This window comes from Pelomonas margarita, assembly GCF_043555875.1.
In the GTDB taxonomy this organism is placed as follows: Bacteria; Pseudomonadota; Gammaproteobacteria; order Burkholderiales; family Burkholderiaceae_C; genus Pelomonas; species Pelomonas margarita.
Genome location: NZ_JBIGHW010000001.1, coordinates 630,282 through 640,891, shown reverse-complemented (window position 1 = coordinate 640,891; position 10,610 = coordinate 630,282). Strand labels below are relative to the sequence as shown.

The 10,610-nt window shown below is 69.3% G+C and carries 9 protein-coding genes and 1 pseudogene; 3 read left to right on the top strand and 7 right to left on the bottom strand.

Annotated features, from left to right (window positions below; all coding sequences use genetic code 11):
* Nucleotides 1-152: 152 nt before the first annotated feature.
* Nucleotides 153-1,271, top strand: a pseudogene (locus ACG0Z3_RS02820) (methyl-accepting chemotaxis protein); the annotation flags it as partial.
* A gap of 114 nt (nt 1,272-1,385) precedes the next feature.
* Nucleotides 1,386-3,149 carry a methyl-accepting chemotaxis protein gene (locus ACG0Z3_RS02815; protein ID WP_394395084.1) on the top strand — a complete coding sequence of 588 codons (1,764 nt, stop codon included), beginning with the start codon at nt 1,386-1,388 and terminating at the stop codon, nt 3,147-3,149.
* Nucleotides 3,150-3,162: 13 nt separating this feature from the next.
* Here ACG0Z3_RS02815 and ACG0Z3_RS02810 read toward each other — a convergent pair whose 3' ends face one another.
* The 7 genes from ACG0Z3_RS02810 to ACG0Z3_RS02780 form a co-directional block, all read right to left on the bottom strand.
* Nucleotides 3,163-3,753 (bottom strand): hypothetical protein, encoded by a 591-nt coding sequence (locus ACG0Z3_RS02810; RefSeq protein WP_394395082.1) that lies wholly within the window; start codon nt 3,751-3,753, stop codon nt 3,163-3,165.
* A 17-nt stretch (nt 3,754-3,770) separates the two neighbouring features.
* Nucleotides 3,771-4,430, bottom strand: coding sequence for a ribose-5-phosphate isomerase RpiA (gene rpiA, locus ACG0Z3_RS02805; protein WP_394395081.1), 660 nt, complete (start codon nt 4,428-4,430; stop codon nt 3,771-3,773).
* Between the two features lie 51 nt (nt 4,431-4,481).
* Nucleotides 4,482-6,239: a glycoside hydrolase family 16 protein gene (locus tag ACG0Z3_RS02800; RefSeq protein WP_394395078.1), complete on the bottom strand. Its 1,758-nt coding sequence runs from the start codon at nt 6,237-6,239 to the stop codon at nt 4,482-4,484.
* 5 nt (nt 6,240-6,244) lie between these two features.
* A complete protein-coding gene (locus ACG0Z3_RS02795; protein WP_394395076.1) occupies nt 6,245-6,889 on the bottom strand; it encodes a PEP-CTERM sorting domain-containing protein in 645 nt (214 codons plus the stop codon).
* 17 nt (nt 6,890-6,906) lie between these two features.
* Nucleotides 6,907-7,569, bottom strand: coding sequence for a PEP-CTERM sorting domain-containing protein (locus ACG0Z3_RS02790; protein ID WP_394395075.1), 663 nt, complete (start codon nt 7,567-7,569; stop codon nt 6,907-6,909).
* A 229-nt stretch (nt 7,570-7,798) separates the two neighbouring features.
* Nucleotides 7,799-8,230 (bottom strand): DUF2141 domain-containing protein, encoded by a 432-nt coding sequence (locus ACG0Z3_RS02785; protein ID WP_394395072.1) that lies wholly within the window; start codon nt 8,228-8,230, stop codon nt 7,799-7,801.
* 108 nt (nt 8,231-8,338) lie between these two features.
* On the bottom strand, nt 8,339-9,475 hold the full coding sequence (locus ACG0Z3_RS02780; RefSeq protein ID WP_394395071.1) for a 3-deoxy-7-phosphoheptulonate synthase: 1,137 nt from the start codon (nt 9,473-9,475) through the stop codon (nt 8,339-8,341).
* An 87-nt stretch (nt 9,476-9,562) separates the two neighbouring features.
* On the opposite strand from ACG0Z3_RS02780, the gene ACG0Z3_RS02775 reads away from it, so the two are divergent.
* Nucleotides 9,563-10,603, top strand: coding sequence for a quinone-dependent dihydroorotate dehydrogenase (locus ACG0Z3_RS02775; RefSeq protein ID WP_394395069.1), 1,041 nt, complete (start codon nt 9,563-9,565; stop codon nt 10,601-10,603).
* Nucleotides 10,604-10,610: the final 7 nt, after the last annotated feature.

Here is a 10,610-nt window from a genome sequence, read left to right as displayed (position 1 = left end):
TGGGCGTGGTGACCGTGGGCGTCGGCGTGGCGCTCTCCGGTCTGGGCGACAACGCCGGCTCGGCCAAGAGCTGGCTCTGGGCCAGCCTGGTGCTGACCTGGGTGGTCGGCGCGTTCGGGTTGGCCACGGCCGGCGGCGGAAAGGGCTCCAGCCTGCACGCGGCCACCGAGGCGGCCGAGGCGCTGGCGCGCTTTGACCTGACACACCCGATTCCCGGCGGCGGCTCGGATGACATCGGCCGCCTGCTGACGGCACTGTCCGGCACGCAGGCCTCGCTGCAGAAGCTCATCGGCGAGGTGCGCGGCGCGGCCGACAGCATCGGCACGGCCAGCGCCGAGATCGCCACCGGCAACCTGGACCTCAGCCAGCGCACCGAGCAGACCGCCAGCAACCTGCAGAACGCTGCCTCCTCGATGTCCGAGCTCACCGGCACCGTCAAACAGACGGCCGACGCCGCCATGACCGCCAACCAGCTCGCCAGCTCCGCCGCCTCCGTCGCCCAGCGCGGCGGCGAAGCGGTGTCGCAAGTCGTCGCCACGATGGAGCAGATCAGCCACAGCTCGCGCAAGATCAACGACATCATCGGCACCATCGACGGCATCGCCTTCCAGACCAACATCCTGGCGCTGAACGCCGCCGTCGAAGCCGCTCGCGCCGGTGAACAGGGCCGCGGCTTCGCCGTCGTCGCCGGCGAGGTGCGCACACTGGCCCAGCGCAGCGCCGAGGCCGCCAAGGAAATCAAGAGTCTGATCAGCGCCAGCGTCGAGCGCGTGGACTCCGGCACCCAGCAGGTCGAGGCCGCCGGCGCCACGATGACCGAGATCGTCGCCAGCGTGCAGCGCGTCACCGACATCATTGGCGAGATCAGCGCCGCCGCCCGCGAGCAGAGCGAGGGCATCGCCTCCGTCAACTCGTCCGTCGTGCAGCTGGACCAGATGACCCAGCAGAACGCCGCCCTCGTCGAGGAATCCGCCGCCGCCGCCGAAAGCCTGCGCGAGCAGTCCGGCCGCATGGCCGAGGTCATCAGCGTGTTCCGCCTCAGCGGCGCCGGCCATCAGCGTTCGGCCGTTCCGGCCAAGGCGCCAGCGCCCCGGTCGGCTGCGGCCCACAAGCCCGCAGCCAAGCTTGCGGCCGCCAGGCCGTCGACGGTCAGCAAGCCTGCCACCAAGCCGCTGCCCAGGGCGGCATCGACCACCACGGCGCCCGCCACCTCGCCGCGTGCAGCACCGGCGCCCGCCCCGGCCGCTGATGGCGACTGGGAAACCTTCTGAGCCCACCCCGCAACCCGTCACCGCACATCCGACAGGGCGCCGAACGGCGCCTTTTTTGGCTGTGCGCATGAACAAAGCGCCGCCCCACCAGGAGACCCAAGCATGTTCTCGGCAATGTTCTCTCGACGCTCCATCGGCCAGCGACTTGGCGGAGGGCTGTGCGTGGTGTTGCTGTTGGCGCTGGTGAGTTCGGGGCTGGGCTACTGGGGCCTGCGCAAAGTGGCCAGCGAGACCGACGAGCTCTACCAGAGCGCGCTCGTCACCGAACGCGTGGCGGCGGACTGGTATCGCAATGTGTTCAACGGCACCACGCGCACCACGGCCATCGCGGTCAGCGCCGACCCCGGCCTGGCCTCGTTCTTTTCGGCCCAGGCCGCCGAGGCCACGCGCATCTCGACGGACCTGCAGCAGAAGCTCGACAAGCTGCTCACGCTGCCACCAGAGCGTGCGCTGTTCGACCGCATCGCCGAGCTGCGCAAGTCCTACATCACCGCCCGCGACACACTGACGGCCGCCAAGAAGGCCGACGAGGCCGACCGGGCCAAGGCCATCTTCGACAAAGAGTTCCTGCCCGCCTCCAACGCCTACCTGGACGGCATCAAGAACGTGGCTCAGCAGCAGCGCGACCAGCTGGACGCGGCCGTGCAGCGGCTGCAGGCCGCCAACGACCGGGCACGCCTGGGCCTGCTGACGTTTACGCTGGTGAGCCTGGCTGCCGGCGGCGTGCTGGCCTGGTGGTTGACGCGATCCATCACCGGTCCGCTGCACGAGGCCGCCCGCGTGGCCGATGCCATCGCCCGATTCGACCTCACACACCAAATCGACGTGCGCAGCCAGGACGAGACGGGCCGACTGATGCAGTCGCTGCACAGCATGCAGTCGGCACTGCTGCGGCTGATCGGCGAGGTGCGCGGCTCCACCGACAGTATCAACACGGCCAGCGCCGAGATCGCCACCGGCAACCTGGACTTGAGCCAGCGCACCGAGCAGACCGCCAGCAACCTGCAGAACGCCGCCTCCTCCATGTCCGAGCTGACCGGCACCGTCAAGCAAACGGCCGATGCCGCCATGACCGCCAACCAGCTCGCCAGCTCCGCCGCCTCCGTGGCCCAGCGTGGCGGTGAGGCCGTCTCGCAGGTCGTCGCGACGATGGATCAGATCAGCCAGAGCTCGCGCAAGATCAACGACATCATCGGCACCATCGACGGCATCGCCTTCCAGACCAACATCCTGGCGCTGAACGCCGCTGTCGAAGCGGCCCGCGCCGGCGAACAAGGCCGCGGCTTCGCCGTCGTTGCCGGCGAGGTGCGCACACTGGCCCAGCGCAGCGCCGAGGCCGCCAAGGAGATCAAGAGCCTCATCAGCGCCAGCGTCGAGCGCGTGGACTCCGGCACCCAGCAGGTGGAGGCTGCCGGCGCCACGATGACCGAGATCGTCGCCAGCGTGCAGCGCGTCACCGACATCATTGGCGAGATCAGCGCCGCCGCCCGCGAACAGAGCGAGGGCATCGCGTCGGTCAACGCGTCCGTCGTGCAGCTGGACCAGATGACGCAGCAGAACGCCGCGCTCGTCGAGGAATCGGCCGCCGCGGCCGAGAGCCTGCGCGAGCAGTCCGGCCGCATGGCCGAGGTCATCAGCGTGTTCCGCCTCAGCAGCGCCGGCTCGCGCAGCGTCGCGACCAAGGCCCCGGTGCCTCACAAGCCGGCCGCTGCCAAGCCGCTGGCCAAGCCGGCGGCCGCACCCGTCGCGAAGCCCGCCACCGCCAAGCCGCAGCCAAAGGCCGGCGCCACGTCACCCGCACCGGCGGCTGCCGCCCACCGCCCTGCCCCGGCGCCCGCTCCCAAGCCCGCCGACGACGGCGACTGGGAAACGTTCTGAGCCTCGCCGGGCGTCAGGCATCCTCAGGGGCGCCCATTGGCGCCCCTTGTTGCTGGTAGCCAGCCTTGCGGCCCCGCGCCGGGTACCAGACCTCGCGCTCCAGCCACTGCCGCAGCCGCCCGGCGCGGTCGCTGCGCTGCGCGGCCAGCCACGCCAGCGCCACCTCGTCGAGCACGTAGACGCCGTCGCGGCGATCGGTCAACCCCTGCGGCCAGCGGCGGCGCAGCGCGGCCGCCGGCAGCGGCGCGCCCAGGGCCGTGGCCAGGTCGTCCAGCGCTAGCCAGCGCTGGCGCAGCAGCTCATCATCCGCTACGCGGATGCGGTGACCCTTGAACTGGTAGAAGCGTCCCTGCACCGGCCGAAAGGCCAGGCCGCGCAGGCTTCGCCACAAGGTGGCGCCCAGCGCCACCAGATCCGGCGCCAGCGCCTGCCCCAGCGCGCGCAGCACGACGAGCAAGCCCACCAGCAAGCCGGCCGCACCGCCCACCCACCACCACAGCAGCGCCGCGATGCCGCCGCCCAGGGACAGCTTGAGCAGCAGGCTGCGCCACCAGTGGTGGCGTTCATGGGACGCGGCGTCGAAACCGAACGGGCGGCGCGCCACGGGGCTCAGCCGCGGGCTCAGAAGCTCAGCGTGCGGACGCCATCGGCGCCACCCAGCAGACAGACCTGGGCCTTGTTGCGCGCGAACACGCCCACCGTGACGACGCCGGGCCACAGCGTGACCTCGGCCTCGAAGGCCAGCGGGTCAGTGATGGCCAGGCCAGTCACGTCCAGGATGTGGCAGCTGTTGTCGGTGACGACACCGGCCCGCAGCGTGGCCGTGCCACCCAGCGCGGCGAAGCGGCGCGCGAGTTGCGCGGCCGCCATCGGGATGACTTCCACCGGCAAAGGGAACTTGCCCAGTGTCTGCACGAGCTTGGAGGCGTCGGCGATGCAGACGAACTTGTCGGCGAGATCGGCGACGATCTTCTCGCGCGTCAGCGCAGCGCCGCCGCCCTTGACCATGTAGCCGTTGCTGTCGATCTCGTCGGCGCCGTCGATGTAGACCGTCAGGCCGCTGACCTCGGCGGCGTCCAGCACCGGGATGCCGTGCTGGCGCAGCCGCTGCGTGGAACGCTCCGAGCTGGAGACGGCGCCGGCCACGGCGATGCCGCTGCCGGCCAGCGCGTCGATGAAGCAGTCCACTGTGGAGCCAGTGCCGACGCCGATGATCTGGCCGGGGGTGACATAGTCGAGCGCGGCGCGGCCGACGAGTTGTTTAAGCTGGTCTTGGTTCATGCCTCGATTTTGCCGGGATGGGCGGCTCCCGCCACCCATCCCGACACGCGCTCACTTCATGATGACGCTCCGGGCGGCCGAGTCGGTCGCCAGTTGGCGCTGCGTATCCCACGCCGTGAAGCGGTACTCGACCACATCACCGGGCCGCAGGCCACCGGCCGTGTAGCGGCTGCGGCTGCCATCCTGGCGCATGCGCACCGTGCGAGCCTCGCCGCCGTTGACCGTGTAGTGCACGTCGACCCAGCCCGATGCGGTGGCGCTGAAGTCCAACGTCGTCGCGCCGCTCTGCGCGGCGCTGCCGCTGGCGACCGGTGCCGTGGCCGTGCCGGCTGCCGCCACCTTCACCGGCGCCACACCGGCGACGCCGGAGTCCCACACGATGTCGTCAAAGGCAATCTGGAACGGCGCGTTCGGCACGGCGCCGTCCACGCTGAGGAACTCGAACAGCGAGTTCATGGACTGCAGCGCGACGAGCTGCCCCGCCATCTCGGCCACGGGGATGGTCGCCGTGCCCCATTCGCCGTTACGCACCAGGCCGTAGGCCGTCTGGTTGGCGGGGAAGGTCACCCAGTTGTGGTTGGTGTAGGTATCCAGTACGCCGATGCGGAAGGCGACGTTGGCCGGAGCCTTGATCTTCAGCTTGATGTGGCCGCCACGGAAACCGCTCATGTCATGCGCCTGCCGCGACGCGATCGCGCCGCCGAACCACTGGCCGGGGGCGAAGTAGTCCAGTGCGATCACGTTGGCGCCCTCATACGCCGGGATGTTGCCGCCGCGCATGGCACTGTTGTTCCAGATGAAGAAGTCCGCCGAGGCGCCGAGCTCCTGCTTGTTCTCGACCGGCGTGGTGTCGGTAAAAACGCCGAACTTGCCGACCTCGGGCGTGATGCCCACGCCCAGCTTCACCTCGCCCTTGCCGTCCAGCTCGTAGACGCGCACGTAGTCCACATAGGTAGTGGCGGGCAGCGGCGCGGTAACCTGTGCCGGCGTGGCCGCCGGCGTGAAGTTGCCGCCGACGGCCATGTTCAGCAGCAGGTAGAAAGGCGCCTGCAGCGCGGGTGAGGCGATGGTGATGGGCGCCTTGTACATGTCGTACTCGCGGCCGTTGTCCAGCACCGTGAAGCGCATCTGCGTGTCTGTCCAGTAGAGCCGGTAGGTCACGAAGCGGTTGGCGAGCGAGCGGCTGGGCGTGTACCAGTTCTTTGTCTGCCAGGCGGTGGACGCGGCGCAGGTCTCGTTGCCGGGTACGCAGGCGTCCTGGTGGAAGAAGATGACGTTGGCGCCGACGAACTGATCCGGCGAGATCGCCGGCAGGCCAGCCGGCTGGCGGCCGCCCATTTCCATGATGTCGATCTCGCCCTTGCGGGGCCAGGCCTGCGGGCTGGTGCCCAGCATCCATGCAGCCGGCCACAGGCCCACACCGACCTTGGGCGTCGCCATGCGCACCTCGATGAGGCCGTACTTCACCTGCACCTTGCCGGCGGTGTCCACCTTGCCGGACGTGAACTGGTTGCTGCCCACCGTCTCGCGCCGGGCCGTGATGGCCAGCGCGCGCGTGGCGGGCTCGAAGGGCACGTTGACGATGCTCAGGTTGCCGGGCGTGTAGGTCTGCAGTTCCTGGTTGCCGTAGCCGCACAGGCCGATCTGGCAGCCGTTGCCGCTGCTGGCGGCCCAGAGGGCGGCGTCCAGGCCAGCGCCGTTGAATTCCTCGGACCAGAGCAGCTTGCCGATGACGGGGCTGGTGACGCTGGCTGACGCCAGGCTACCGGCGGCCAGCAGCAGGCCGCCCAGGAGGTGTTGGAGCTTCATGGGGTTCATCCTTGTTGGCGACGGGCGTTGCGGCGCGCGGCCGCGGCGACGAGCAGGCCACCGGCCAGCATCAGGCCGTAGGTGGAGGGCTCGGGCACAGCGCTGGTGACGGTGATGCGAGCGCCGGGCATGCCGGTGAACTCGCTGTCCACCGTCTTCCACACGCCGGTCGAGGTGCTCACGGCATACGGCGCCGGCCCGGCATCTGTGGCGCTCTGCCACTGGCCGTCGAAACCGGCATCCGCAACGGCGACCAGCCAGTAGCTGCCGGCATTCAGGGCCCAGCCGGTGGGCGACACCAGCGTGTTGTGCACGAAAGCATCCACAGATGTGGGCTCGACGTGGGTGCTATGCAACCAGTTCAGGCTGCCTGGCAATGCGCCGTCGCGGGCGATGACGCCCAGCGTGACGCCGCCACTGTCGCCAACGCGCACGATGGAGGTCAGGATGGACTGGATGGACGCGGCGCTGTCGAGTTCGAACGCGACGGCGACGTCTTCGCCGAAGCGCAGTGGGTTGGGCCAGCCGGTCAGGTAGCTGGTGTCTGCGTCGAAGGTGTTGAGCACGACGGTCTGCGCGACGGTCTGGGCGGCCAGGCCGCCCAGCAGCAATGCGGCAGCGGCGATCTTGGAAAGTGCGTTGAGTTGCATGAGGGTTCTCCTTGGCGTCAGGCGCGACGACGGCGGGCGACGGCGGCGACGACACCCAGGCCGGCGATGAGCAGCGCGTAGGTCTCGGGCTCGGGCACCGGGGCGGTGGTCAGCGTGAGCTGCACGTCGTCGATGTAGACCGCGTTGACGCGGCCATCCTGCAGCGGCCCGACGGCCGTGTTGAGCAGCAGATAGACCGCCTTGGCACCGGTGGGGATGGCGGCAGCCTGGAAGCTGATCTGCTTCCAGGTCGTGCCGCTCAGGTCACTGTGGAAATACTGCAGCCCGCTGTCGTACAGCACGCCGTTGTCGCCGAGATAGCTGAGCCCGAACTTGGCGTTGCCGGTGGGGCTGACATCACCCTTGGCCCAGAAGCTCAGCACCGGCGTGTCGCCGACGTTGGCGACCGTCAGCGCGGCCAGACCGCCGTGCGCGATGGAGTCCTGCAGCAAGCCGGAGCCGCCGAAGCCGCCCGGCACGCTGAGCAGCATGGCGTGAGCGCCCGAGTGGGCGTCGTTGGACAGCACGGGTGCGGACGAGTCCGCACCGACCCAGCCGACCGGCTGGTTGCCGTTGACAACCTCGAAGCCTCCGTTGGCGATGCCGTTGGTGGTGGCCGCACCGGCCGCACCGGCCAGGAACAGGGTGGCGATGGCCGCATGGGCCTTCAGATTCAGCATGTCTCGTCTCCAGTTTTCTGCGTGGGAAAAGCCCCGACGTGGCGACGACGAACTGCTTGCCGGTCACCCGTCAGCTCATCTGAAAACGCTTTCTGAAAGCGCTTTCAATGGCGACGGCGACCATAGGTGTGGGTCTGACGGCTGTCAATGCGGCCAGCCCTGACGGACCATCAAAGGCCCATGTTCAGGGGACAGGGTCAGGCCGGATGGCGCGGGCCGACAGGCGCGCTCAATTCATGCTGACCTTGAGCACCTGGCCGTCCCCGGGCGTCAGCAGTGCCTGCTCGAAGCGGGGCGGCCCGAAGCGGCCACTGGCGTTGTTGGAGAAGCCGTAGCGCTCCGTCGGGATGCCGAGCACGCTCATGTCCAGCCGCCCGTTGCCGTTGGCGTCCTGGAACAGGCTGAGGGCGAGGGGCCCGGCAGGCAGGTTCTTCAGCATCACGCGGAATCGTCCTCCGGCCGCCAACGAGGGCGTGAGCTCGAAGCGGTGGCCGGCCTGCGGCTGGCGCAACCAGCCCGAGGCGTCGGTAAACACGGCCACCATCAGCGTGCTGCCCTGCAAGCGCTCGGCGTCCAGTCCATCCACCTCCAGCGTCACATCGGCCGCCAGACAGCGCAGAGGCGCCACGACAAGGCAGGCAGCAGCCAGGGCATGTTTCATCACGGTCTCCAGAACAAGGGATGGCCGGATGATGAAAACGACGCTCGCCGCCAGCCAGCAGCTTGCGACGGGTGAGCGCCCTGCAGCGCCAGTGGCGGCCGGGCGGCGTCAGCCGCGGCGCTTTTGCACCGCGACGGCGAGTTCGCGCAGCAGCGGCTCGGTCTGCGCCCAGCCCAGACAGGCGTCCGTGATGGACACGCCAGGCTTGAGGTCGGCCCGCGTCTGGCCGTCGGCCAGGTCCTGACGGCCCGGCTGCAGATGACTTTCGATCATGACGCCCGTGATGCGAGCGTCGCCGCCAGCGATCTGGCCGGCCACGTCGCGACCCACGTCTACCTGGCGCTCGTACTTCTTGCTGGAGTTGGCATGCGAGAAGTCGATCATCACCTGCTCGCGCAGGCCCGAGGCCTTCAGTGCCTCGCAGGCCGCGTTCACCGACGGTGCGTCATAGTTGGGCGCCTTGCCGCCACGCAGGATGACGTGGCAGTCCGAGTTGCCGCGCGTCTCGAAGATGGCTGCGGTGCCCATCTTGGTCATGCCCATGAAGGCATGCGCGCTGCTGGCGGCCAGCACGGCATCGCTAGCGACCTTGATGCCGCCGTCCGTGCCATTCTTGAAACCGACCGGGCAGGAGAGGCCCGACGCGAGCTGGCGGTGGCTCTGGCTCTCGGTCGTGCGCGCGCCGATGGCCCCCCAGGCGATGAGGTCGGAGATGTACTGCGGCGACAGCAGATCGAGAAACTCGGTACCGGCCGGCAGGCCCAACGCCGCGACGTCCAGCAGCAGTTGGCGCGCCAGGCGCAGGCCCTCGTTCATGTGGAAGCTGCCGTCCAGGCGCGGGTCGTTGATGTAGCCCTTCCAGCCCACCGTCGTGCGCGGCTTCTCGAAGTAGACGCGCATGACGATGAGCAGGTCCCGCTTGAGCTCATCCCGGGCCACCTTCAGCAGCCGGGCGTAGTCCATCGCCTGGTCGTGGTCATGGATGGAGCACGGCCCGACGATGACCAGCAGGCGGTCATCACGGCCATGCAGCACGTCGCTGATCTCCTGGCGCGCCCGCGCGACCAGCTCCAGCGTCTCGTCGGGGATGGGCAGCTCTTCAAGCAGCAGCGCCGGGCTGATCAGCGCGCGCACGGCGCCGATGCGGGTGTCGTCGGTGCGGGTGGTGTCGCGCGTCTTGTCGCGGGCGCCGCCTTCGTCTTCGAAGGCACGGCGATCGTGCTGCGCGTTGTCCAGAGTCGTCATGGCCGGGCTCCCAATAGAGCCCGCCATTGTCACCGCTCGGCCGCCGCCACGCGCGCATGCCGCCGGTCTTGGCGACAATCACGGGCTATGCCGCTGATTCCCTACGCCCTCGCCCGCCCCTTCCTGTTCGGCCTCGACGCCGAACACGCGCACGAACTGACCCTCAACAGCATTGCCCGGCTGCAAAACACGCCCGCGCAGGCGCTATGGTGCGGCGAGCGCATCAGCGACCCGGTGACCATCGCCGGGCTTCGCTTCCCCAACCGCATCGGCCTGGCCGCCGGCCTGGACAAGAACGGCCGCTGCATCGACGGCCTGGGCGCGATGGGCTTCGGCTTCATCGAGGTAGGCACCGTGACGCCCAAGGGCCAGCCCGGCAACGACAAGCCGCGCATGTTCCGCCTGCCGCAGGCCAACGCGCTCATCAACCGCCTGGGCTTCAACAACGAGGGACTGGCCAGCTTCATCGCCAACGTGAAGCGCGCCCACAGCTTCCGCAAGGCCGGCGGCATCCTGGGCCTGAACATCGGCAAGAACGCCGCCACGCCCATCGAGAACGCGGCCGATGACTACCTGATCGGCCTGGAAGGCGTGTTCCCGCACGCGGACTACATCACCGTCAACATCTCCAGCCCCAACACCAAGAACCTGCGTGCGCTGCAAAGCGACGAGGCGCTGGACGCGCTGCTGTCCACGCTGCAGCAGCGCAAGCTGCAACTGGAAAGCCAGAGCGGCCGCAAGGTGCCGATGTTCGTCAAGATCGCGCCCGACCTGGAGGAAGACCAGGTCGCCGTCATCGCACAGACGCTGAAGGCCAACGGCATCGATGGTGTCGTCGCAACCAACACCACCATCGCCCGCGACAAAGTGCAGGGTCTGGCGCACGCAAACGAGACGGGCGGCCTGTCCGGCGCGCCGGTCTTCGAGGCCAGCAACCGCGTCATCCGGCTGCTGCGCGCCGCACTGCCGGCCGGCTACCCCATCATCGGCGTGGGCGGCGTGCTCAGTGGCGAGGATGCCCGCGCCAAGATCGCCGCCGGCGCCGACCTCGTGCAGCTCTACACCGGCTTGATCTACAAGGGCCCGGCGCTGGTCAGCGACTGCGCCAGGGCGCTGGCACGGCGCTGAGCCGCGC